Source organism: Solitalea lacus (genome assembly GCF_022014595.1).
GTDB classification, from domain to species: Bacteria; Bacteroidota; Bacteroidia; order Sphingobacteriales; family Sphingobacteriaceae; genus Solitalea; species Solitalea lacus.
Window position 1 is genome coordinate 1617946 of sequence record NZ_CP091740.1, and the last position, 26904, is coordinate 1644849.

At 39.6% G+C, this 26904-nt stretch carries 15 protein-coding genes, 2 tRNA genes and 3 rRNA genes; all 20 read left to right on the plus strand.

Annotation, left to right across the window (positions count from 1 at the left end; genetic code table 11):
* The first annotated feature begins 15 nt into the window (after positions 1–15).
* A 16S ribosomal RNA gene (locus L2B55_RS06880) occupies positions 16–1535 on the plus strand.
* 133 nt (positions 1536–1668) lie between these two features.
* Positions 1669–1746, plus strand: a tRNA-Ile gene (locus L2B55_RS06885).
* A 42-nt stretch (positions 1747–1788) separates the two neighbouring features.
* Positions 1789–1862: transfer RNA gene (locus L2B55_RS06890), tRNA-Ala, on the plus strand.
* A gap of 123 nt (positions 1863–1985) precedes the next feature.
* Positions 1986–4862 (plus strand): 23S ribosomal RNA (locus L2B55_RS06895).
* A 73-nt stretch (positions 4863–4935) separates the two neighbouring features.
* Positions 4936–5047: ribosomal RNA gene (rrf, locus tag L2B55_RS06900) — 5S ribosomal RNA — on the plus strand.
* The 16S, 23S and 5S rRNA genes sit together here with 2 tRNA genes alongside, the layout of an rRNA operon.
* Positions 5048–5237: 190 nt before the next feature.
* Positions 5238–6674 carry an aminopeptidase P family protein gene (locus L2B55_RS06905; protein WP_237849821.1) on the plus strand — a complete coding sequence of 479 codons (1437 nt, stop codon included), beginning with the start codon at positions 5238–5240 and terminating at the stop codon, positions 6672–6674.
* Positions 6675–7222: 548 nt separating this feature from the next.
* Complete coding sequence (locus tag L2B55_RS06910; protein ID WP_237849822.1) at positions 7223–8278, plus strand: complex I subunit 1/NuoH family protein; 1056 nt, start codon at positions 7223–7225, stop codon at positions 8276–8278.
* 82 nt (positions 8279–8360) lie between these two features.
* Complete coding sequence (locus L2B55_RS06915) at positions 8361–8945, plus strand: 4Fe-4S binding protein (RefSeq protein ID WP_237849823.1); 585 nt, start codon at positions 8361–8363, stop codon at positions 8943–8945.
* A 30-nt stretch (positions 8946–8975) separates the two neighbouring features.
* The gene (locus L2B55_RS06920) at positions 8976–9524 is read left to right on the plus strand and encodes an NADH-quinone oxidoreductase subunit J family protein (RefSeq protein ID WP_237849824.1); all 549 of its coding nucleotides are present in this window, start codon (positions 8976–8978) and stop codon (positions 9522–9524) included.
* A complete protein-coding gene (nuoK, locus tag L2B55_RS06925; protein ID WP_237849825.1) occupies positions 9524–9838 on the plus strand; it encodes an NADH-quinone oxidoreductase subunit NuoK in 315 nt (104 codons plus the stop codon). The genes L2B55_RS06920 and nuoK overlap by 1 nt, the downstream gene beginning before the upstream one ends.
* A gap of 60 nt (positions 9839–9898) precedes the next feature.
* Positions 9899–11920 (plus strand): NADH-quinone oxidoreductase subunit L, encoded by a 2022-nt coding sequence (gene nuoL, locus L2B55_RS06930; protein WP_237849826.1) that lies wholly within the window; start codon positions 9899–9901, stop codon positions 11918–11920.
* Between the two features lie 3 nt (positions 11921–11923).
* A complete protein-coding gene (locus L2B55_RS06935) occupies positions 11924–13558 on the plus strand; it encodes a complex I subunit 4 family protein (RefSeq protein ID WP_237849827.1) in 1635 nt (544 codons plus the stop codon).
* 2 nt (positions 13559–13560) lie between these two features.
* Positions 13561–15075, plus strand: coding sequence for an NADH-quinone oxidoreductase subunit N (locus L2B55_RS06940; RefSeq protein WP_237849828.1), 1515 nt, complete (start codon positions 13561–13563; stop codon positions 15073–15075).
* A 6-nt stretch (positions 15076–15081) separates the two neighbouring features.
* Positions 15082–15684, plus strand: coding sequence for a DUF922 domain-containing protein (locus L2B55_RS06945; RefSeq protein ID WP_237849829.1), 603 nt, complete (start codon positions 15082–15084; stop codon positions 15682–15684).
* Between the two features lie 253 nt (positions 15685–15937).
* Complete coding sequence (locus L2B55_RS06950) at positions 15938–19009, plus strand: SusC/RagA family TonB-linked outer membrane protein (RefSeq protein WP_237849830.1); 3072 nt, start codon at positions 15938–15940, stop codon at positions 19007–19009.
* A 24-nt stretch (positions 19010–19033) separates the two neighbouring features.
* On the plus strand, positions 19034–20665 hold the full coding sequence (locus L2B55_RS06955; RefSeq protein ID WP_237849831.1) for a RagB/SusD family nutrient uptake outer membrane protein: 1632 nt from the start codon (positions 19034–19036) through the stop codon (positions 20663–20665).
* 148 nt (positions 20666–20813) lie between these two features.
* Complete coding sequence (locus L2B55_RS06960; protein WP_237849832.1) at positions 20814–21830, plus strand: GntR family transcriptional regulator; 1017 nt, start codon at positions 20814–20816, stop codon at positions 21828–21830.
* 124 nt (positions 21831–21954) lie between these two features.
* Positions 21955–23094 (plus strand): glycoside hydrolase family 27 protein, encoded by a 1140-nt coding sequence (locus tag L2B55_RS06965; RefSeq protein WP_237849833.1) that lies wholly within the window; start codon positions 21955–21957, stop codon positions 23092–23094.
* Between the two features lie 36 nt (positions 23095–23130).
* Positions 23131–25176, plus strand: coding sequence for a hypothetical protein (locus L2B55_RS06970; RefSeq protein WP_237849834.1), 2046 nt, complete (start codon positions 23131–23133; stop codon positions 25174–25176).
* Positions 25177–25452: 276 nt separating this feature from the next.
* Positions 25453–26532, plus strand: coding sequence for an IS110 family RNA-guided transposase (locus L2B55_RS06975; protein ID WP_237845150.1), 1080 nt, complete (start codon positions 25453–25455; stop codon positions 26530–26532).
* Positions 26533–26904: the final 372 nt, after the last annotated feature.

Below are 26904 nucleotides of genomic sequence, written 5' to 3' on the forward strand. Positions count from 1 at the left end.
ACAAACTTAAAGTATACAACGGAGAGTTTGATCCTGGCTCAGGATGAACGCTAGCGGCAGGCCTAATACATGCAAGTCGAACGAGATTAGGGGCTTCGGTCCCTATGAAAGTGGCGCACGGGTGCGTAACACGTATGCAACCTACCTCTAATTGGGGGATAGCCTTCCGAAAGGGAGATTAATACCGCATAAAACAGCAGAATGGCATCATTTAACTGTTAAAACTAAGGTGATTAGAGATGGGCATGCGTTGCATTAGCTAGTTGGTAAGGTAACGGCTTACCAAGGCTACGATGCATAGGGGATCTGAGAGGATGGTCCCCCACACTGGTACTGAGACACGGACCAGACTCCTACGGGAGGCAGCAGTAAGGAATATTGGTCAATGGACGCAAGTCTGAACCAGCCATGCCGCGTGCAGGATGACGGCCCTACGGGTTGTAAACTGCTTTTGTCGGGGAATAAACCTCATTACGTGTAGTGAGTTGAAGGTACCCGAAGAATAAGGATCGGCTAACTCCGTGCCAGCAGCCGCGGTAATACGGAGGATCCAAGCGTTATCCGGATTTATTGGGTTTAAAGGGTGCGTAGGCGGCGAATTAAGTCAGAGGTGAAAGCCTGCAGCTCAACTGTAGAACTGCCTTTGATACTGGTTCGCTTGAGTACAGATGAAGTGGGCGGAATGTGACAAGTAGCGGTGAAATGCATAGATATGTCACAGAACACCGATTGCGAAGGCAGCTCACTAAAGTGTAACTGACGCTGAGGCACGAAAGCGTGGGGATCAAACAGGATTAGATACCCTGGTAGTCCACGCCCTAAACGATGATTACTCGCTGTCGGCGATATACAGTCGGCGGCTAAGCGAAAGCGTTAAGTAATCCACCTGGGGAGTACGGTCGCAAGATTGAAACTCAAAGGAATTGACGGGGGCCCGCACAAGCGGAGGAGCATGTGGTTTAATTCGATGATACGCGAGGAACCTTACCCGGGCTTGAAAGTTAGTGAATAATCTAGAAATAGATTAGTGAGCAATCACACGAAACTAGGTGCTGCATGGCTGTCGTCAGCTCGTGCCGTGAGGTGTTGGGTTAAGTCCCGCAACGAGCGCAACCCCTATGTTTAGTTGCCAGCATTAAGATGGGGACTCTAAACAGACTGCCTACGCAAGTAGAGAGGAAGGAGGGGACGACGTCAAGTCATCATGGCCCTTACGTCCGGGGCTACACACGTGCTACAATGGATGGTACAGAGGGCTGCGACATAGCAATATGAAGCCAATCTCAAAAAGCCATTCACAGTTCGGATTGAGGTCTGCAACTCGACCTCATGAAGTTGGATTCGCTAGTAATCGCGTATCAGCAATGACGCGGTGAATACGTTCCCGGGCCTTGTACACACCGCCCGTCAAGCCATGAAAGCTGGGGGTGCCTAAAGACTGTAGCCGCAAGGAGCGGTTTAGGGCAAAACTGGTAATTAGGGCTAAGTCGTAACAAGGTAGCCGTACCGGAAGGTGCGGCTGGAATACCTCCTTTCTAGAGAAGGATAGCAGTTATCACTAGCTGCTGCGCTATACAATCTCATTTCAGACTTCAACAAGAGAAAACCCAAGTACCGGTAGGAAGGGTAGATGAATGAACAAGCCTACTGCCTGCAGGAACAATCCAAAGTCCCGTAGCTCAGTTTGGTTAGAGCACTACACTGATAATGTAGGGGTCAGCAGTTCAAGTCTGCTCGGGACTACCAAAGCGCAGGAAACGATAAAGCGGAAACAAGCGCACTTAACTTGGGGAATTAGCTCAGCTGGCTAGAGCACCTGCCTTGCACGCAGGGGGTCAACGGTTCGAATCCGTTATTCTCCACACTGAACCAAAGGGTTCATGAAGTTCTTTGACATATTGAAAGAAGTTACCTGAAAAGGTAAACGAGCAACAGATAGATTAATTTCTATAATGTAAGCATTAAGACGCAAGTCTTAGTAATAAAAGAAAGTTACTAAGGGCGCACGGGGGATGCCTTGGCTCTCAGAGGCGATGAAGGACGTGATAAGCTGCGATAAGCATCGGGGATTGGCAAATACGAATTGATCCGATGATTTCCGAATGGGGAAACCTAATCAGTTGAAGACTGATTGTATAAATACGCTAACCTGCCGAACTGAAACATCTAAGTAAGCAGAGGAAGAGAAAACAATAGTGATTTCGTAAGTAGTGGCGAGCGAACGCGAAAGAGCCCAAACCTATATTGTTACGGCAATATGGGGGTTGTAGGACAGTGCCGTGGACTTAACAAAAGAACAAGAATGCTTTGGGAAGAGCAGCCATAGAACGTGACAGCCGTGTATTGGTAAGATTGTTATACCTAACTGTATCCTGAGTACCGCGAGGTCGGAGACGCCTTGTGGGAATCTGCCAGCACCATCTGGTAAGGCTAAATACTACTGAGAGACCGATAGTGAACAAGTACTGTGAAGGAAAGGTGAAAAGAACCCCGAACAGGGGAGTGCAATAGAACCTGAAACCGTGCGCTTACAAGCGGTCGGAGCAGCGAAAGCTGTGACGGCGTGCCTTTTGCATAATGAGCCTACGAGTTACTTCTCACTGGCAAGGTTAAGGATTTCAGATCCGGAGCCGAAGCGAAAGCGAGTCTGAATAGGGCGCATAGTCAGTGGGAGTAGACGCGAAACCTTGTGATCTACCCTTGAGCAGGATGAAGTTGCAGTAACATGTAATGGAGGTCCGAACCGGTTTACGTTGAAAAGTATTCGGATGACTTGAGGGTAGGGGTGAAAGGCTAATCAAACTGGGAAATAGCTCGTACTCTCCGAAATGTTTTTAGGAACAGCCTGGCGGTTGAGTGTGCTAGAGGTAGAGCTACTAATTGGATGCGGGGGAGTCAAATCCTACCAAATCCAGATAAACTCCGAATGCTAGACACATATACGCTGGAGTGAGGCTTTGGGTGCTAAGGTCCAAGGCCGAGAGGGAAAGAACCCAGACCATCAGCTAAGGTCCCCAAATATATACTAAGTTGAACTAACGGGGTCCGATTGCATAGACAGCTAGGATGTTGGCTTGGAAGCAGCCATTCATTTAAAGAGTGCGTAACAGCTCACTAGTCGAGCGATCGGGCATGGATAATAATCGGGCATCAAGTATATTACCGAAGCTATGGATAATACTCTGTATTATGGTAGGAGAGCATTCTAACAGCGGTGAAGGTATTTCGTCAGAAATGCTGGAGCGGTTAGAAAAGCAAATGTAGGCATAAGTAACGATAATGCAGGCGAGAAACCTGCACACCGAAAGACTAAGGTTTCCTGATCAACGCTAATCGGATCAGGGTTAGTCGGGGCCTAAGGTGTAGCCGAAGGGCGAAGCCGATGGACAATGGGTTAATATTCCCATACTATCTATAATTGTGACGGGGAGACGCAGTGGTGAAAGATCCGCGAACTGACGGAATAGTTCGTTAAAGGCCGTACCTATATCATTCATAGGCAAATCCGTGAGTGATGGAGAAAGCTGAAAGTACCGCAAACCTACGGGGGCGCGGATAGTGATCCTAAAGGCTGCCGAGAAAATCCTCTAAACTTCAGATTATAGATACCCGTACCGCAAACCGACACAGGTAGTCGAGGAGAGAATCCTAAGGTGCTCGAGTGAATCATGGCTAAGGAACTCGGCAAAATGGCCCTGTAACTTCGGGAGAAGGGGCGCCCCTTAACGGGGGCCGCAGTGAAAAGGTCCAGGCGACTGTTTAACAAAAACACATGGCTTTGCAAAATCGAAAGATGAGGTATAAGGCCTGACACCTGCCCGGTGCTGGAAGGTTAAGAGGGGATGTTAGTCCGAAAGGGCGAAGCATTGAATCGAAGCCCCAGTAAACGGCGGCCGTAACTATAACGGTCCTAAGGTAGCGAAATTCCTTGTCGGGTAAGTTCCGACCTGCACGAATGGTGTAACGATCTGGACGCTGTCTCAGCCATGAGCTCGGTGAAATTGTGGTATCGGTGAAGACGCCGGTTACCCGCAACGGGACGGAAAGACCCCATGCACCTTCACTACAACTTCACATTGACATTGGGTACAGGATGTGTAGGATAGGTGGGAGACTATGAAGCGGGTTCGCTAGGATTCGTGGAGTCAACGTTGAAATACCACCCTTTCTGTATTCGGTGTCTAACCCCGCGGACGTGGGGGACATTGTGTGGTGGGTAGTTTGACTGGGGTGGTCGCCTCCAAAAGAGTAACGGAGGCTTTCAAAGGTATGCTCAGTACGCTTGGTAACCGTACGTGGAGTGCAATAGCAAAAGCATGCTTGACTGTGAGGCCGACAAGCCGATCAGGTACGAAAGTAGGATATAGTGATCCGGTGGTTCTGCATGGAAGGGCCATCGCTCAAAGGATAAAAGGTACGCTGGGGATAACAGGCTGATCTCCCCCAAGAGCTCATATCGACGGGGAGGTTTGGCACCTCGATGTCGGCTCGTCACATCCTGGGGCTGGAGAAGGTCCCAAGGGTTCGGCTGTTCGCCGATTAAAGTGGCACGCGAGCTGGGTTCAGAACGTCGCGAGACAGTTCGGTCCCTATCTGTTGTGGGCGTAGGATATTTGAGTGGACCTGACCTTAGTACGAGAGGACCGGGTTGGACGAACCGCTAGTGAATCAGTTATGGCGCCAGCTGTACTGCTGAGTAGCTACGTTCGGTCGAGATAAGCGCTGAAAGCATCTAAGTGCGAAACTCACCACAAGATGAGATATCCATACAGGATCGTGGAAGATGACCACGTTGATAGGCTACAGATGTAAAGGTGGTAACATCACAGTCGAGTAGTACTAATTCTCCAAAACTTTCTGAAAAGAAAGCCTCGTTTACCAAAAAGCAGCAGTAACTTCTTTCAACAATATGTCGAAACAGAACTGAAAAGATATTCAGGTGCCTATATCGGCGGTGTCCACCTCTTCCCATTCCGAACAGAGAAGTTAAGCCCGCCAGAGCCGATGGTACTGCCGTAACAGGTGGGAGAGTAGGTCGGTGCCGATTTTTATACGAAGGGAACCCCAAAAAGGTTCCCTTTGCTTGTTTATAGCCTTTTTATTCTGCCTGCTTTTCCGGTTACCACCAGCTAATACTAAATTAACAATACTTGGTCGCTATTTGACGAAAGCTATATTTAAATAGTATAGGTCATTAATTTAATCTAGATTTGAGCATTTACCTAGTTACTCATAACATGTTTAATAAAGAAACTTATATCAAAAGACGTAATAAACTAAAAGAACAAGTATCTTCTGGTGTTATATTGCTTTTAGGTAATGACGAAAGCAGTATGAATTATGCTGATAATACGTATCATTTTAGGCAAGACAGTTCTTTTCTTTATTTTTTTGGGTTAGATATTCCTGGACTGGCTGCTATTATTGATATAGAAAACGACTTCGAAGCAATTTATGGTACTGAATTATCAATAGATGACATAGTTTGGATGGGGCCTCAGGATACTTTGCAACAACAAGCATTAAATTATTCAGGTATAAAAAATTTTCACACAAAGGCTGAATTAAATAAGTATATAAGTACTATTAAAGAAAAAAAGCGACGTGTTCATTTCTTGCCTCCATATAGACCTGAGAATAAGATAAAGTTGGTTGAACTATTGGATGTGAAGCTCGATGAAATTAAGGATATAATTTCGGTTAATTTGATTAAAGCAATTATTGAGCAGCGAGAAATTAAATCTGAAGAAGAAATTATTGAAATTGAAAAGGCTGTAGGAATCACCAATCAAATGCATTTGACCGCGATGAAAATGGCAAAACCAGGTATTACTGAAGCAGAAATTGCTGCGGCAGTGCATCAAATTCCTTTAGCTGCTGATTGTAATATTGCCTTCCCAATTATTGCCACTATTAGGGGTGAAGTTTTGCATAATCATCATCATAAAAATATTCTTAAAGAGGGACAATTGTTTTTACTTGATGCTGGGGCCGAAAGTAAAATGCACTATGCCGGGGATATGTCTCGAACTACTCCTGTAAGTGGAACGTTTACGGCACAACAAAAAATCATCTATGATATTTGTCTTACTGCGCATGAGGCTGCTTTACAAAAATGCGGCCCTGGTGTTAAATTCAAAGATGTGCATTTTACTGCAGCTACCTCTATAGCAGAGGGGCTTAAGCAGATTGGTTTAATGAAAGGTGATATAAAGGCTGCTGTCGAAGCTGGTGCTCATGCTTTATTCTTCCAATGTGGAACAGGACATATGATGGGACTTGATACCCATGATATGGAAGATTTAGGTGAGCAGTTTGTTGGTTATACCGCTGAAGAACCTAAAGAGTTATTATTGTTTGGATTGAAATCTTTACGGTTGGGAAAAGTATTAAAGCCGGGAATGGTCGTTACAATTGAGCCAGGTATTTATTTTATACCTGAGTTGATAAAAATGTGGAAAGAAGAAAAGCGGTTCATCGAGTTTATTAATTATGACAAAGTTGAAGAATATATAGGTTTTGGCGGACTTAGAAATGAAGACGATGTATTAATTACAGAGGATGGATATAGAGTATTTGGTGGATTTGTGCCAAAAACAACTGAGGATATAGAGCGATATAAGGCAGGTGAGAGTTTGGATAGTATTTTAGCCTCGAAGAAAATTCTTAATTAGCCTTTTGTAATCAATTTGGATTTAAGCCGGAGGATAAAACTTTCGGCTTTTTTGATTCATGGATACCCCTCTTTAAAGTTTTTTAATGTGGATTTTAACTATTATATTAGGAATATAAGTGGTCATAATTGTTAAGTAAATCATGGCTTATTTTATGCTTTAAATGATCAAATACTTCGAATTCTGAATTTATCTACTATATGAAAATGTCGAACAATGTATCTGCCGAGTTCTTCGGCATATTTTGGCTGTTTTTGGGAGAGGGTATGGTATTACGGTTTTTTAGCCGCTTCCCAATGTTAGTATTCGGGTTTATATTTCCTTATTAAATCAGTTCGCGTATCTCAGCTGTTCTTGTTAGGCAGGGAATTTAGTAGTATAATAAACTGAACTTCAGATTTTTGATTAAATGTTATTCTATTTTACTTAATATGAAGAAACTGATAGGTTTTATGATAGACTACAGAGTTTGTAGACTTTTTCCAAATAATTCCTTAATACAGCAAATAATTTAGTTTCTTTGTAGCTAGAGCCAATAGCAAAGCTGGATGATAATTGCAATCAGTATACTTTTATTTGTAGTTTTTTATACGTTAGGTGCTGTTTGGGCCGAACGGAAAGTTTCCGCCTTTATTCAAGACAGGTTGGGGCCTATGGAAACTGGAAAGTTTGGCTGGCTGCAAACAATTGCAGATATAATGAAAATGCTTCAGAAAGAAAGTATTATTCCTAAAGCTGCTGATAAATGGTTATTTGTAATTGCTCCGGTTATTATTTTCGTTTCTGTTTATATGGGTTTTGCCACTATTCCTGTCGCTCCTGATATTATTGGAAGCGATTCAAATTTGGGTGTTTTTTATGTTCTGGCAATCATTTCAGTAGAGGTAGTTGGTTTTCTAATGGTAGGCTGGGGGTCTAACAATAAGTATGCTCTTTATGGAGCCACACGATCAGTTGCCCAAATTGTATCATACGAAATTCCTGCTGGTATTGCAGTTATTTCTGCAGTTATGCTTACCCAAAGTTTGAGTTTGCAGGCTATCACAATCAATCAAGGCATTTTAGCTGCAGAGTCAATTAAATTTTTGGGTATATGGCAAGTAAATGATATTGGTGGTATTTTGGCATGGAATATTTTTCAAGCACCTCATTTATTGATTGCCTTTGGTATTTATTTTATTGCTTCCTTGGCTGAATCCAATAGGACTCCTTTCGATATTCCGGAGGCAGAATCAGAACTGGTTGCCGGTTTTCATATAGAATATACAGGTATCCGTTTTGCTTTAGTGTTTCTAGCTGAATATGGAATGATGCTATTGGTTTCAATGGTGGCAGTGGTATTGTTTTTGGGAGGTTGGAATTCGATTTTACCAAATATTGGCCCACTTAAATTGGCCAACTGGACTACTGGGACTTTTTGGGGTATATTTTGGGTTATAAGTAAGTCGATATTGTTAGTGATGGTGCAAATGTGGATTCGGTGGACCCTTCCTCGTTTCCGTGTAGATAAGCTGATGAGCTTTAATTGGAAATTGTTAACTCCATTAGCTTTTGCATGCTTATTTATTTCTGGAATTTGGAGATTGGTGGTAATGAACCCTTAAAGTAAACTATTGAGTTCATTATAGCTGATAAACTTTATATCGAATTAAAGGAAAACCTTTAGAGAATTTTAAGGTATTGAAATTGAAAAAGAACAGTTCAAATATCATAAGTGGAATAAGGTCGGTGCTGAAGGGGATGTCCTTAACAATACAGCACATTTGGGCGGCCCGAAATGGCCGAAAACATGGCGGTATTGCTAACGATAAGTATTTTGAGCAGCAGGAAGGGGTGGTTACCATTCAGTATCCTCATCAGCAAATTCCTGTTCCAGAAGTAGGTCGTTATCAATTGCATGTTGAAATCGATGATTGTGTAGTATGTGATCTTTGTGCAAAAATTTGTCCTGTTGATTGTATTACCATTGAATCTATTAAAGCAGTTGAAGACATAGGTAAGACTTCAGATGGTACAACCAAACGCTTACACGCATCGAAATTTTTTATAGATCACGCTAAATGCATGTACTGCGGATTATGTACAACGGTTTGTCCTACTGAATGCATAACAATGACCAGTGAATATGATGTCAGTGTTTTCGATATAAAAGAAATGGATCGCAAGTTTTCCGTGATGACTGAAACTGAAGCTGACGAAAAGAAAATGATGCTCGATAAATACAATACTGAGCGAGCTGCTGCTAAAGCTGCAGCTTTGAAAAAAGGATAAGGACCAAGGTTTAACAAGAACATTAAACAATTGCTAAAGACAGTTTTTTACATTCTAAGTTTTATTACCGTTGCATCTGCAATTTATACAGTAACCTGCCGCAATTTGGCAAGGGCTGTATTTGTTTTTTTTGCTACTCTTTTTTGCTTGGCCGGTATTTATGTTTTTGCCTTTGCCGACTTTGTCGCGATTACACAAATAATGGTATATGTTGGAGGTATTGTGATTCTGATGTTGTTTGGTATTATGCTTTCAAACCGAAAACTGTTTGAAGTTTTAACCGAAACCAAAGCTGAAACCAAGCTATTTCCAATAAGTGTTTTAGGAGGGATAGCTTTATCACTTTTAGTATTTGCCGGACTATTAAATATAATATGGCTTAGTAACCTAGGTGAGCTTGCTTGGATAAAAAGCAACATAGCATCCAATATAGCCTATCAGGGTGATGAAAATTCTGCTAACAGTTTAGGTGTTAACTTTATGACATCCTACTTGTTGCCATTCGAAACAATTTCGGTGTATTTATTGGCTGTATTAATTGGCGCTGCCTATTTGGCGCGCAGAAAACGTGTAAGATAATGTTGAACGATATACCTCTTGAACATTTTGTAATTATAAGCGCAGTACTCTTTTGTGCAGGTTTATTTGCTGTGTTAACTAAGAAAAATGCCATAATGGTACTTATTGGTATTGAGATGATGCTAAATGCAGCTATTTTAAATTTGGTGACTTTTGGCGCATTTGATAAGCATAAAAATGAAGGACAAGTTTTTGCTCTTTTTGCAATAGTATTGGCAGCTGCTGGTGTTGCAGTTTCGCTCGCAATTATTTTAAATGTGTATCGCCAGTTCAAAACTATTGATCCATCTAAAATTGAAGAGATGAAATACTAAATTAATTTCGAGTTTTAAGAAAGGCTAAATTGGGCTAGTAATCATTTAATTATTAAAAATTTGATTGAAACAGTACAACTAACAATGATAACCGGAGCTGCTTTATTGGCACTTGTGCTTCCTTTATTATCGTTTTTGATTATTGGTTTTTGGGGTAACCAACTTCCTCGTAAAGGAGATTGGATTGCTGTGTCATTTACTTTTATCAGTTTTGTTGCATCGTCCTATTGTTTTATCAATACCTGGAATCAAAAGGTTCATCATTTCTCAATCAATTGGCTTAATACGGGAATCATCAAGTTAAGTGCTGGCATTTCAATTGATAATCTGGCGGCGTTGATGTTAGTGTTGGTTACTTTTATTACCACATTAGTCCTTATTTATTCAATGGAATATATGAAAGGGGAGCGTTATTATCATCGCTACTTTTCACACCTGAGTCTTTTTTTATTCTCCATGTTGGGGGTTGTACTGGCAGATTCATTATTGCTTATCTATATATTTTGGGAATTGGTAGGCTTTTCATCCTATCTTTTAATTGGATTCTGGTTTGATAGAGATACTGCAGCAGCAGCTAATAAAAAGGCTTTTATTGTTAACCGTATTGGTGACATTGCTTTTTTTGTTGGTATAATGATTTTATTAACCCAGTTCAGAACTCTTGATCTGAACATTTTGTTTGGTGTTGAAGGCAGCGGTGGAATTGTACAACATTCAAGCACCCATATCAACACAATTGCCGGCTTGTGCATATTTGCTGGAGCTGTAGCAAAATCAGCTCAATTTCCATTACATGTTTGGTTACCGGACGCCATGGAAGGACCTACCTCGGTTTCTTCACTAATTCATGCTGCTACCATGGTTGCTGCTGGTGTATATTTAACCGCACGGGTGTTTCCGTTGTTTAGTCCGGAGGCCTTAAATGTAATAGCCATTATCGGAGCATTAACGTCTTTTATGGCAGCTAGCATTGCCTTAACTCAAAATGACCTTAAAAAGGTTTTAGCTTATTCAACCATTTCACAGTTGGGAATAATGATGGCGGCTATGGGTATTGGGGCGTGGCCTATGGCTTTGTTTCATTTGGTAACACATGCATTCTTTAAATGTTTATTGTTCTTAGGGGCCGGCTCAGTTATCCACCAGTTGCATCATGTACAGCATAAGCATCATCTCGATTTCGACCCTCAAGACATGCGGTTAATGGGAGGATTGAAAAAAGATATGCCAATTACTTATGCTGTGTTTTTGGTTGCTGGTTTAGCACTATCAGGATTGCCATTGTTTTCAGGGTACCTTTCAAAGGACTTAATTCTAATAGAGGCTTGGTCGTCTAAGCTAATTTTAGTGCCGGTGCTCTTAACCCTTACAACGGTATTTACATCGTTTTATATTTTCAGATTGATTTTCAAAGTCTTTTGGAGTGAAAATAAATTGGCCGGCCTATACCCGGATTTAAATGTAAAACCGCATGAATCAGGAAGCCTAATGACAGGAACAATGATAGTTTTGGCTGTATGTTCAACCTTCATAATCTTTTCATTTAATCCAATGCATGGTACCCATTCCTGGGTGATTGAAGGATTAAAAACACCGGTGAATCCCTTAAATTCGCCAAGTGTTGCTTTAGAAACAGCAGAATTGTGGGTTCCGATTACAACTGTACTTTTTTCATTAGCGATGATTTACCTTGCCTTTAGGGCATATGTTCAACAAAAAGCAACTTTTCTTTCTGAGCATAATTTTTTCTATAAATTCTCTTTTAATGCATGGTATTTCGACCAGCTATATGCAGTGCTGTTTGTCCAACCGTTGATGCGTTTTGCCGGATTTGTGAAATGGTTTGATGTTAAGGTGGTTGATGGAATTGTTAATGGAGCTGCAAATTTAGTACTAGGTTTTTCTGCTATCATTGATTGGATAGATAGAAATATCATCGATGGTTTTGTTAATGGATTGGCATTGTTGGTAGGTAAAATCGGTAATTTCTTTAGAGGTTTCCAAACCGGAAGGGTTCAGAATTATATGGCCCTTGGGGTTCTGGGTTTAATTTTGATTGTTGTTTTGAGTTATATTTTTTGATAGATGACCCTTAGTATACTCATTTTTCTTCCTATTGTATTTATGATTTTGGTGGTTGTTTTGCCATCATCACTAAAACATACTTTTAAATACATAACTCTTGGTGTTTCAATTATTCAATTGATTATTGCCGGTTTCTTGTATTTACATTATGATCAGTCACTGGCCGGTGTGTTTAATGAAAAAACATTTCAGTTTGTTGAGAAGTATTCATGGATAAATCTTAACCTAGGCTCACTTGGAAAACTTCAAATTCAGTATTTTCTAGGAATTGACGGCGTTAGTGTGGGATTGTTAATACTATCAGCTTTTGTAATGGCTATAGCCGCACTAGCATCATGGGAAATAAAATCAAATGAAAAAGGCTACTTCTGTCTGTTTTTGTTATTAAATGCAGCTATAATGGGAGTGTTCTGTGCCCTTGATTTCTTCCTTTTCTATATATTTTATGAATTGATGCTGTTGCCACTTTATTTCCTGATTGGAATTTGGGGTGGAACAAGAAGAGAATATGCCTCCATTAAGTTTTTCCTTTATACCTTATTGGGCTCAGTATTTATGCTGCTGGTGATAATCGGATTGTATTTTTCGGTAAAGGATCCATCAACAGGAGCACATAGTTTTAATATGCTTTCAATGATGAATCCTGCTAATTATGTTCCGGGTTCAATTTTTGATATTAATAGTAAAACATTATTGTTTGGTTTTTCACCACGCTTAATTGCTTTTGCCGTTTTATTTATTGCCTTTGCCATTAAGGTGCCGATTGTACCATTACATACATGGTTACCTGATGCCCACGTTGAGGCTCCAACTCCAATTTCAATCATCCTGGCAGGGGTTTTATTGAAAATAGGTGGATATGGAATTTTTCGGGTTTGTATTGGAATTTTCCCTGATGGTGCCATTTATTTCAGTTGGATAATAGGCCTGATAGGCATTGTATCAATAATTTATGGTGCAATGAGCGCATTAGCTGCAACAGATCTGAAAAGATTGATTGCTTACTCTTCAGTGTCGCACATGGGGTTTGTTTTATTAGGTATTGCATCAATGACCGTTGAGGGTTTGAGCGGTGCAATGTTCCAAATGATCAGTCATGGTGTACTTTCAAGTATGCTATTCTTTTTAGTGGGTGTTATTTATAATCGGGTTCATGATCGAGAAATTGCTAACTTCCGCGGGTTATATAACCAGATGCCTGTTTTCTCTGTATTTGTATTCATAGCTTTTTTTGCCTCTTTGGGTTTACCTGGATTTTCTGCATTTATTGCCGAAGCATTTTCATTGATTGGAGCGTTTAATTCAGCTTCTATCAATCAATTGCTGCCACGTTGGATGGCTGTTGTCGGTGCGATAGGTATATTATTGGGAGCCTCGTATTTTCTATGGACTTTGCAAAGAATGTTTTTCGGTAAGGCTCGCTTTAAAGGCGGAGAAGAATGGAGCAAACAATTAACCGATCTTAATTTTAGAGAAGTAGTTGCGCTGAGTCCGATGGCTGTAACAGCCTTAGTTCTCGGGATTTTGCCTTTCTTGTTTTTTGATATGAGTAATTCCGCTATGCTTGAATTAGTGAATATTACATTGAAAAGTGGAAATCAACAATTAGAAACCTTGAGTAAATTATTAAACTAGGGATGAAAAACTTCGTTGATATTATTCAGGCTTCAGTTAATGATATTATGGGCAGCTGGATATTTCTTTTGCCGGAAATTTCGTTGGCCTTAGTTTTCATTATCATGATTTTTGTGGATTTGTTTTGGTCAAAAAAGACCAAGAACATCGTGGCAATTGTAGCTATTTCTGGGCTTTCCATTGTCATATTGGAAACTCTTGACCAGTTTTTACTCATTAGGTCTTTTCCTGTTCAGTTGTTCTCAGGTATGATAAAGCTTGATCCTGCAGCTATTTGGTATAAACTGTTGATTCAACTTTCCGGTCTTTTATTAATGTTATTTTCACTACGTGATTTTCAGTTGAGAAATACTGAAAAAGGCGGTAGCGAATACTTTAGTTTAATGCTGGTGGTTACCCTTGGGCTTAACTTCATGGTTATGGCCCAAAACCTGTTGATGATTTACCTCTCCGTTGAATTTGTTTCAGTTTGTTCATATGTACTTGCTGCATATTTAACGGGAAACAAACGTTCAGAAGAAGCAGGGATGAAGTATGCCTTGTTTGGGGCTGTAGCTTCAGCTATTATGCTATATGGAATGTCATTGTTGTACGGCTTTACAGGAACATTAAGCATTTATGACTCCTCATTTTATTCAGGCTTGTCTTCTGTTCATTTTGCTAGTGCATTAATAGCAATTCTCCTAACGGTAGCAGGTTTATTTTTTAAAATTTCTGCTTATCCAATGCAAGTTTGGGTTCCGGATGTGTATGAAGGTGCGCCTACACCTGTTACTGCATTTTTATCAGTGGCTCCTAAAGTAGCAGGAATAGCTCTATTAATTACTTTTGTGATATCACTCAACAGTAGTCCTGCATCAGGTTCGATATTCCACCTTTCAGCGGAGAACTTTTTAGCCGTTATAGCAATCATCACCATGTCGCTTGGTAATTTTTCGGCTTTGTGGCAAAATAATGTAAAAAGACTAATGGCTTACTCAGCGATTGGACACTCCGGTTTTATTTTAATGGGTGTAGCAGCTTATTCCATGACCGGTCAAAAGGCTATTTTGTTTTTCCTGTTTGTTTATGCGATAGCTAATATTGGAGCTTTTTTATCTATAGGATATTTTTCGAACGTTTTTCATTCAGAAGAATTGGATGATTATAAAGGAATGGGGATAAAGTATCCGCTGGTGTCTGCGGCAATGGTTGTTTTTTTGATAAGTTTAACCGGATTACCTCCAACTGCAGGCTTTGTGGGTAAGTTCTTTATTTTTTCCGCCGCAGTAGAAGCTTATCTTTTAGGTGGCAATAAGCTACTCCTTATAATGGTAATTTTCGGAGTGGTAAATACAGTTGTTGCATTATTTTATTACCTGAAAATACCTCTAAATTTATATCTACGTAAATCTAAAACCGAAATTTCATTAGATAAGGGAAATCTGTTTTACTCTGTTTTAATCATTATGCTTGCAGTTTTGACAGTATTCTTAGGTATATTCCCAAATAAGCTTATGGGGATGATGAATTGGTAAGTTATCATGCTGAAAATATATTACAGTTGCTTATCAATATTATGGTTTTTAGGCTTTGGTTTGATAAAAGTTCAATCTCCTAATACATATCAGTATAAGATAGTTGTAAAGGAAATCTACAAGCCATACAGTTCTAATCGTGATACAATTTACCACTCCTCAGATTATAAACTGACTTGGAATGATTTCACAGCAACGCCGAACGGTACATTGCCTTTTGTTGCCATGACAAACAGTGGATTTGGGTACCAATGGTCTTCCGTTTCCGATGATAGTTCTACAACGATTACAATTTATACCTCAGTTTATTTTATTAAGAGCAAATCATGGGTAAAGCAAGAGGCTAAAACTGCTTACGAACTGGCTCATGAGCAACTTCATTTTGACATTACCAGACAAATTGCCAACGGTTTTATTAAGGAATTAAACAATCTTAAAGTGGATGGTAATTTTACACAAACCATACGTCAACTTTATAAGCGCCATTACAATAAGCTTTTGATCGCTCAAAATCAATACGATGAACAAACTAATCATGGTTTGAGAAAACCTGAACAATTGATATGGAACGAAAAGGTAAAGAAGGATCTTGAGTTAATCAAATTTTAACCAATACTTCGCTTATTTTAACTACATATGTTTATTTGCCAGCTTCTTTCTTAGGCTCATTAACTGAGAATAGTGACGCTTATTTGTCCAATGAATACTATTAGTATACTTCTTTTATCCTGAAAAGTGATTTCTTTTCCCCTGTCTAAAAATTTCTTCTTATAAAATTCAAGTGGTTATGATTTTGAAAATCAAAAAGTTTACTTTATGTTAGTGGTATAGTATAGAATAGAATAAACCCAATTTAATTTATATGAGAACAAAAACTACACTAAAACTGCTAGTACTGTTGGTGTCTGTTTGTGGAGTCCAGATTGGTTCGATAAATCAGTTATACGGCCAATCAGTAAAGCAAACTGAGCTGACAGTAAAAGGAAAGGTTACCGATGAAAAGGGTGAGGAATTACCCGGCGCTACAGTATTAATTAAAGGAACAAGCAAAGGTACTACCACTGATGTTTCCGGAAGCTATACTATTGCTGCTTCAGCAGGCAACACTTTGAGCTTTTCATTTACTGGTTTTGTTACCCGTGAAGTAACGATTGGTAATAATGCTGTAATTAATGTACAACTAAAATCTGACTCAAAAGCATTGGAAGAAATAGTCGTTGTTGGCTATGGAACAAAGAAAAAAGTAACGGTAACAGGATCTGTTGCTACCGTTAAGGGGGGTGACATTAAGCAAAGCCCTTCTGCAAATATTTCAAATTCATTGGCAGGTAGAGCTCCCGGGGTTATTGCCTCCAACCGATCTGGGGAGCCAGGCAATGATTTTTCTACGCTATTGATACGTGGAAAAGGAACTTTGAATGATAACAGCCCATTAATTGTAATTGATGGTGTAGCCAACAGAGGCTCTTTTGAACGCTTAAATCCTGATGATGTAGAAAGTATATCAGTGCTAAAAGATGCATCAGCAGCCATCTATGGAGCTCAAGCAGCAAACGGAGTTATTTTGGTTACAACAAAAAAAGGAAAATCGGGTAAACCTGTAATTGCCTACAGTGGAAGCTATGGCACAACACAACCAACTCAATTGCCTAATTCTGTAAACGCGGGTCAGTATGCAACCTATATAAACGAGGTAAATGATCGTTATGGTAAACCTCACCAGTATACCGAGGCAGATATTCAAAAGTATTACAATGGCAGTGACCCTGTAAATTACCCCAATACTAACTGGTACGATGCGGTAATTAAAGACAATTCGCTGCAAAGTCGTCATGCATTATCTGTCTCAGGGGGAAATGAAAAAACAGATTTCTTTCTTTCCGGAGAATATTTAAACCAGGATGGTATTTACCGAAACTCGTCAACCGATTATAAGCAATACAACCTGCGTACCAATGTAAATACTCAGATTTTGCCAATTTTAAAAGTGGCGTTTAATCTTTCTGGCCGTTTGGAAGACAGGGACTATTCCAATTACTCAAGTAATAATATTTTCGCGGAAGTATTATCTGCTTATCCAACTTTGCCAGCTTATTATCCCAATGGACTGCCCGGACCTGGATTGTCAGGAGGGAGAAACCCTGTGTTAATGGCTTCTGGAGCTACAGGATATAACTACACCAATGATTATAACCTGTTGTCAGACTTATCATTTGATATTAAACTTCCATTCATCACCGAAGGGTTGTATGTTGCTGGATTGGCTGCATATGATTTTAGATTCAGAAATGAAAAGATTTTCAAGGACAACTGGGATGCATATCGCTATAATAGGAATACTAATGAATATGAAAATCTACGCAATTCTATTGGCCCTATCAATTTAAGATCTGATTACAGAAATTATCAAATGAAAACCTATAACATTAAGTTAGGTTATAACCGGGTTGTAGGTAATCATGACATAGGTGCTTTTGTAGCTTATGAGCAAAGTGACAGTTATAATGAAGGCATTTTTGCCTATAGAACAGGCTATTTAAGTAATAAAATTGACCAGATTTTCATTGGTGCAGACAAGGATAAGGACAACGGTGGAAATGCTGCGCAAACAGCAAGGCAAAACCTATTTGGACGTTTAAGCTATGGTTATAAGCAAAAATATCTGATCGATTTAGTTTTGCGCCATGATGGGTCTTACATCTTCCCTAAAGATAAACGTTGGGGGACATTTCCTGGTGTTTCTGCCGCCTGGCGAGTTTCAGAAGAAGCATTTTTCAAAAATAATGTACATTTCGTTGATCAGTTTAAGCTAAAAGCATCATGGGCTGAATTAGGAAATGATAAAGTGTTGCCATATCAAAATATTCAGCAATACTACTTGGACGGAGGCTATTATTTTGGATCTGAAGGCGCTCTTGTACAAGGATTGTCGGCTGGAGTTACTCCAAACCCTAATATTACCTGGGAAGTTGCAAGAACAAGCAATTTCGGATTTGAATCAACTTTTTGGAATGGTTTGTTAACCTTAAATGCTGATTATTTCATTTCCAACCGTAATAATATTTTAGTTGCTCGCAACGCTTCAGTACCAAGCAGTACGGGTTTAAACGGTAAGTTACCTGCCGAAAATATTGGTCGGGTAAACAACAGTGGCATTGAGTTAGAAATTTCTCACCAACGAGCTATCAACGAAAACTTCTCCTATAACATTGGAGCCAACTACACGTATACCAAAAATGAGGTGAAGTTTATGGATGAACCAGCTAACGTTCCGGAATGGCAAAAGAGACAAGGATTTCCTATGGATTCGTGGTTGGTCTATAAAACAGATGGCATTTATCGTACACAAGCCGAGATTGATAATTCTGTGCATTTACCAAATACCCGTTTGGGTGATTTGCGTTATGTTGACATAAACGGTGATAAGCAAATTACTTCTAATGACAGAATACGAGTTTACGAAGGCCCTACTCCAAGAGGTATTTATGGCATAACCTTGGGTCTAAATTATAAGGGTATTGGTTTGAACATGTTATGGCAAGGGCAGACAAATGCTCAGCAATTGATTTTGCCTCAACAAGGAAATGCTATCACTCCGCCCAAATGGTTGTTTGAAGACAGATGGACGACAAGTAATCCAAACGGTTCATATCCTGCCTCTTTTGACCGGAATGATGCTGTTAATAATCGTTACTCTGATTTTTGGTTGCGTAACGCAGCATTCATACGTTTAAAAAATGTTGAGCTTTCTTACACACTTCCTAAAAGTCTAACCCAATCATTGCATTTGCAAAATGCCCGTGTATTCGTAAATGGGTTTAACCTGTTAACATTTAGTGATATTAAAGATTACGACCCAGAATTGAATAATGTAACCGGCAGTTATTACCCTCAAACTCGAATTATAAGTGCAGGCGTAAATATTTCACTCTAGTTGTAAGCTCAAAATCTGATAAAAATGAAAAATAAATTATACATAATTACTTTAGCTTTTGGTCTATTAACCGGTTTAAGTGCCTGCGAAAAGGATTTTCTTGACAGAAAGCCATTAGACACGTACTCCGAGTTGGATGTGTGGACAGATTTAAATTTGGTGCAAACCTATGTTAATTCTAAATATAGAGCCTTGCCCCATGTGTACAATTGGGATGTGGCAAGTGGAACAGGTTTGTCGGCAGCGTCTGACGAAGGGTATTCCAAATTCAATTACGAAAGTGTATTTCGTTGGAATGACGGAAGTATTACCGCTGATAATCTTTCGATGGATAGTTGGAGTACCGACTACGGATATATCAGAGACTGTAATATATTTTTTGAGAAGATAGATGGAGTAAGAGGTGAAGAAAGTTTAAAGAAACGTCTAAAAGGTGAGATGAAGGTGATTAGGGCCTGGTGTTATTTTGATTTGATTTCACGCTATGGAGGAGTACCCCTTATTACTAAAGCTTACACCTTATCGGATACGGCATTTATGGTTAAGAGGAACACCTATGCTGAGTGTATGAATTTTATAAGTGCAGAGCTTGATGATGCTGTTAATTTATTACCCGCCAATTATAATAGCTCTGATCTTGGTAGAATTTCAAAAGGAGCAGCAATGGCACTTAAATCCCGAGCTTTGTTATATGCGGCCAGTCCTTTAAACAATCCTTCAAATGATAAAAACAAGTGGCAGGCTGCGTCCGATGCCGCTAAAGCAGTTATTGATTTTGCTAATCAGGGCCAATATTCATTATATCAGGGAGCTGATTACAAGCAGATTTTCCTTCAAAAGTTTAATTCCGAGATCATTTTGTCTTACGGTATGAATGGCATCAATTGGGAATCATTGTTAGATATTTTCATTAGTCCTAATAGTTATCATGGTTGGTCAGTTTATGCTCCTTCGCAAAACCTGGTTGATGCTTTTCAAATGGCTAACGGCAAGTCCATTACTGATCCTGCTTCGGGTTATAATTCTACCAAACCGTATGAAAATAGAGATCCTCGTTTTTATGCAAGTATTCTTTATAACGGTGCTACCTTTAAAGGGAGGACTGTTGAATATTTTGATGGTGGAATGGACAGCCCTCAGAGTCCTGTGGAAAACTGGAATGCCACACTTACAGGTTACAATTGGAGAAAATATGCTGATGAGTCAAATGATTTGAATACAAACGGCAGTACACAGAACTGGATTATCTTTCGTCTAGCCGAAATATATCTTAATTATGCCGAAGCCCAATTTGAATTGGGAAATGAAGCCACAGCCCTTCAGTATCTTAATTTAGTTCGCAGTAGAAATAGCGTAAAGATGCCAGCTGTTGTTACCTCTGGTGAATTACTGAAAAACGCAATTCAATTGGAACGAAAAATTGAGCTCTGTTTTGAAGGTCACCGTTTCTTTGATGTAAGAAGGTGGAAAACGGCTTCGCAAACAGAAAATAAACCATTAAGAGCTGTTAATATTACGAAGAACCTTGATGGATCCTTTAATTATACTTACTATACTTTACAGGAACGTAAGTTTAAGGAGGCTAACTACTTGTTTCCAATACCACAATATGAGCGAGAGAAAAATAAATTGTTAACACAAAATCCGTTGTATTAATTGAGTTCATTAAAGCAGGATGAATTAATACCATCCTGCTTTTTACAATTATGTTTTTATTGAGTTTTCTGATACGTTTCTTTGGAGCTGGTAAAATGTTTCTAAGTTTGTGAAACTGACGTAGTATAAAATAGAATAGTATTCACTTATGCAAAAAGTGTTTGATAAGATTCAGTCTTTAGAAGAAATACCTGGTTTTTCTAAGCATGAGCGCCTTGTGCAGGGCTTTATTAATGCAATTGATGAGAAATTGTTGCGACAAGGGGATATGCTTCCTTCTGTTAATAACATGATTAAGGAAACCGGTTTTGCTCGTGAAACCATTGTAAAAGGATATAAAGAACTAATTGAAAGGGGGATTGTTGAAGCCAAAAACAGAATGGGCTATTTTGTTGCTAACGAAAATACAAATCAAAAACTTACAATTGCCCTCATTCTGTATGCATTTGATTCAGTTCAGGAAACTTTTTATAATACTTTTAGAGCTGCGCTAGGGGCTGATGTTCATATCGATATCTATTTTCACAACAATAACATTGAAATATTTGAAACATTGGTAAATAAAGTTGCCGGGCGTTATGGAATGTATGTTGTTGCTCCTCTTCCCAATCCGAAAACTGCTGAAATACTTAAAGTATTACCGATAAATAAGTTCTTGATGATTGACCGTTTTGAACAAATGGAAGGTGATTTTTCTTATGTTGTTCAGGAGTTTGAGCAATCTACCTACAATGCACTGATCAAACTGAACGATACCATAAAGCAATTTGATGAGTTTGTTTTCTTTTCTCGGCCTGATTCTGATGCTCCAAAAGAAATATTAGCCTCGTTTAAAAAATATGTTACTGGTATGCAGGTAAATCACTCAATAAAATCAAAATACCTGTCAGGAAGTGTTGAAAAGGGTAAAGTCTATTTCTTAACAAACGATACTCAAACATGGATGCTGTTAAAAGATTGCAAAAAACAGAATCTTGTTTTAGGTAAAGACGTTGGCGTTCTTTCGCAAGATGATGACCCTATTAAAGAGCTCATTTGCGATGGCATTACTACGTATTCAACAGATTTTTCGTTGATGGCTCAAAAAGCTGCCCGTTTTGTATTAACTCAAGAAAAAGTTAGGGATGTAATTCCTACCATATTAATTCGTCGGAATTCTCTTTAAGGAGAGGGGAATAATAGTAGAAAAATAAAAAAAATAGCTTTGTGTTTTAATAATATAGAATAGAATATAATAGAATATGTTAAATCTGAATAAAAAAATAATATTGGCATTAACGCTCAGCCTAATGGTTTTGACTATAAAGGCTCAGAAATTTGAGGGCTTGGCTCCTAAACCTCCAATGGGCTGGAATAGTTGGAATAAGTTCGGATGCCAGATCAATGAAAAGATTATAAAAGAAGTTGCAGATGCAATGGCTAGTAATGGAATGAAGGCTGCCGGTTACGAGTATATCGTTGTTGATGACTGTTGGCAAATAGGCAGGGACAGTGTAGGAAATATTGTGGCAGATCCTGAACGTTTTCCCTCAGGGATGAAAAGTCTGGTAGATTATGTCCACTCGAAAGGATTAAAATTTGGCATTTATTCAGATGCCGGAACGGCAACATGCCAAGGAAGGCCTGGGAGTAGAGGCTACGAATTTCAGGATGCAAGGGCCTATGCGAAATGGGAGGTGGATTACCTGAAGTATGATTGGTGTTTCCATGGTAAACAAAATTCAGAAGCTTCGTATTCCATAATGAGAGATGCCCTATATAAGGCCGGCAGACCTATGGTTTTAAGCATTTGCGAATGGGGCACTACCAAACCTTGGGAATGGGGGAAAAGTGTAGGTCATCTATGGAGAACCACTGAAGATATCATCAACTGCTTTGATTGTAAGAATAACTGGGGAGGCCTTGGTGTATTACAAATTATTGATCTTCATACTGAGATTGGCGACTATTCAGGTCCTGATCACTGGAACGATCCTGATATGCTCGAAATTGGGAATGGTGTTTTAACCCCTGCCGAAGAACGACTGCATTTAAGCATGTGGGCAATGTTTTCAGCCCCTTTGATGGCAGGAAATGATATCAGGAATATTTCGGCCGAAACACTTAAATTACTAACCAATAAAGAAGTACTGGATATTGATCAAGATATACTGGGAATTTCGGCTACACGATGGATGAAATATGGGGATTTAGAAATATGGTTTAAACCCTTAAGTGATAATAATTACGCATTTTGTTTAATAAACAGAAGTAACCAATCTATAGCCATCAACCAAGACTTAAAAACCACTATCAAGAAATTAAAAGTTGATGATTCATATGTGGTGAGAGATCTTTGGAAACATAAGGATATCGGAACAACCAAAGAGAATATCACGGGTATTATTCCTGCACATGATGTACTTATGTTAAAGTTAACTAAGAAGTAACGATCTTAAATTTATGGTAAAATAATCATTTACAAAATGCTTCAAATTCTCAGAAATGCCCTGTTTTTCATCTCATTTTACATCTGTTGTTTTTCAGTTGGCTATGCTCAAACAAATGTTAATCGCTGGCAAATAGAGCCGGATGGAAGTATTTATTGGAAAATTGCGGGTTCATCATTGCCACATACCGATCATATCGAAATGAGCGGGCAGCAGGTTTCATTATGGTTAAATTACACAGTGGATACAGCTCAGCAATTAAAGCTAACCCGTACTTTGGTATTTCCATCATTCAGAATGAAACCGAATGATACCCATGCCAGTTTTATGTATTCTTTTAATGATAGCGATTTACCTCGTTTTTTTATTGATAACAAACCATTAACAGATGACATAATAAACGGACGCCGTTATAACTCTTTTCCGCAAAAAATTACAGGTATTCATCATAATGGAATCATGCAGGTGGATAGTAAGCTGAAAAGGGACGGAACGTTGCAGCTAAAAAGGTATTTATACCCTTCTGTGGATAAACCTCTTGTTATCGAAACTTTCGTTTTTATTAATAATGATAGTAAACCAGTGAAACTGGAGATGGAATATGCATTTCGAGAATTGAAGACAGATACTTCACGAAGTATCAATGGCCCTCATTCACTAATCAGTAAAACATTAAATAATGGGGTTGAATGGGTTCAACCAGGCGATTCTGTAACTTTTTCAGTAGGTTATCAGGCTGTAAAAAATGGAATGAAAGAACTAAAAGTAGTTCCCCAGGCAGAAAAATTAGCCAGAGAAGCAAGGGTAAAAAGCGTGGCAAGTCTATTACAATTGCAAACACCGGATGAACTACTGAATACAGCTTTTTCTTTTGCCAAGTTTAGAGCAGCGGAAAGTATTTTTGCTACCAAAGGAGGGCTCATGCATGCTCCCGGAGGACTATCATATTATGCAGCAATTTGGGCAAATGACCAAGCTGAATATGTGAACCCGTTTTTTGCTTTTCTTGGTGATTCTATAGCATGTGGATCTGCAATAAATGCTTATAAGTTGTTTGCCAGTTACATCAACCCAGAGTATAAACCAATACCAAGTTCAATTATTGCCGAAGGCGATGGTTTTTGGAATGGGGCAGGTGATAGGGGAGATCAGGCAATGATTGCTTATGGCGCAGTACGCTTTGCTTTAGCTTATGGCAAATCAGAAACGGCAAAACAGTTATGGCCTTTAATTGAGTGGTGTCTGACTTATTGCGATCGAAAGAAAAACGCTGAGGGAGTAATCACTTCTGATAGCGATGAACTAGAAGGGAGATTTCCTGCAGGAAAAGCTAATTTATGTACCAGTGCTTTATATTATGATGCATTGCGGTCTGCGGCATTGTTGAGCGCATCTTTGCAGATGGATAAAAATATTGCCATTGATTATCAAACTAAGGCAAAGGCACTATGCGCTGCTATTGAAAAATATTTTGGAGCTACAGTTGAAGGGTTTGAAACCTACCGGTATTTCAAAGAAAATGATGTGTTACGCTCGTGGATATGTATACCATTAACGGTTACTATTTATGATAGAAAGAAAGGTACAATTGAAGCGTTGCTGTCTGAAAGATTATGGACGGAAGACGGGCTGGCAACTCAGGCTGGAGACAAAACCTTTTGGGACCGATCTACACTTTATGCCTTGCGGGGCATGCTAGCCGCAGGAGAAATAGAAAAATCAATGGCTTATTTAAAGTATTACTCTCAACGTCGTTTATTAGGTGAGCATGTGCCTTACCCGGTTGAAGCGTTCCCGGAAGGAAACCAGCGACATCTTTCAGCGGAGAGTGGGTTATATTGTAGAATTTACACCGAAGGTTTGTTTGGAATTCGTGCAACCGGTTTAAGGCAGTTTGAAATGACTCCTCGATTACCATCGAATTGGCCATATATGACATTGAAAAATATCCATGCATTTAATACCGTATTTGACTTAACAGTTAAGCGTGAAAAGGATAGGAATATTGTGGTGGTAGTACAAAAGGGCAGGGAAAAAAGTTATTCATTAAAAGAAGGTGAGGGTATAACAATTAATCTTTAAAAGTAATTGACCTTATATTTTGTTTAATTATCTTGTTAACAAATCAGAAAAACGGTGTAGTATTTTACTGCACTGTTTTTTGTTGTGTGCCGTGCATATCTATAAACTAGGAGGTGCAAGTCCTCTATGGGGGTCGGTAGTTACCAACCATTAGCCAAGAGCAAGGGTGTCCGTTGCGAAGCGGAATCTGAAGGCCGTATGTTTGTAAAGGAATAAGTTCCAGGAAGTTATGTAAATTTAAGAAAGAACCCCTAAAATTTTATAACACTGGAACTTATGCAACCACAAGTTAATCAATTAGATTTTAGCGGTCAAAACATTTATGTTGGTTTTGACGTGCACTTAAAAAGCTGGCAGGTTACCGTTATGACTGAACTGCTCACCCATAAAACCTTTTCGCAGCCACCTAAACCCGAAGTATTACACCAGTATCTCCGGCAGAATTTCCCCGGCGGCACCTATCATTCCGCCTACGAAGCAGGCTTCTGCGGCTACTGGATCCATAACCGCTTGGAGGCTCTGGGCATTCACTCCATCGTGGTCAATCCTGCCGATATTCCCACCACCGATAAAGAAAAAGTGCAAAAAGAGGATTCCAGGGATAGCCGTAAAATCGCACACTCATTAAGAAGTGGCGCCTTAATCCCGATTTATGTTCCTTCCAGTAAAACCCTAGAGGACCGTTGTTTAGTTCGCACCCGGTCCATACTGACCAAGGACCTTGCCCGGTATAAAAACCGGGTAAAATCGTTCCTGTACTTTCATGGCATTGAACTACCTGCGCCCTTCACCAAAAAACAGTCCCACTGGTCGAAACCTTTTGTTGATTGGCTGGAAAGCATCGCTATGGCTGAGCAGAGTAGTAAAACGGCCCTGCAGGCCATGATTTTAGAAGCGAAACATTTGAGAGCCTCTGTATTGCAACTCACCCGGCATTTACTAGAGCTATCAAAAACAGGTACTTACCAGGAAGCCATCGCTTTACTGCGAAGTATCCCTGGCATCGGATTATTAACGGCCATGACCTTATTAACCGAGCTGGAGACGATTAACCGGTTTAAAAACACGGATCAACTCTGCAGTTTTATAGGACTCATCCCCTCGACGCATTCAAGTGGGGAAAAAGAACTAGCCGGTACTATCACCCGACGGGGGCATAGCGTGCTGCGCAGCGCCCTGATTGAAAGTGCATGGGTAGCCGCACGCCTGGATCCGGCACTGACTAAAAGTTTTCATGAGTATTGCCGGCGAATGGAACCGAATAAGGCCATCGTAAGAATAGCCCGGAAATTACTCAACAGAATCAGGTATGTATTAATAAACAAACAAGAATATGAGTGTGCAGTGGTTAAATAAAACTAAAACGCCATATAAAAACATCCTTTTAATCTGAGACTGATAACACGCTTCCTGCAGTGCTGGTCATTCTGTATCTGCTATCTGAAGGCTACAGCTCACTATCTATAAAAAATTAAACACGGCATTGCAGCCCGATTTACCGGTTCTGCTAATAGAAGGATGTTTTTATAGGCTTTTAGTTCATTGAAAAGACAGGTGTGTCTGAAGATTCAGGGCAAGAGAGTTTTCTTTAGCCATTTAGGACAATGAATACAGCAAAAAAGCCCCTGTCATTGTGGGGCTTCAAAGCTATATTCACCGTCATAAATCCTATTGCTGGTGAGTTGCTCTCCAGCAGCGCCCACTTCCTCTTCGGATTTATATCACAAA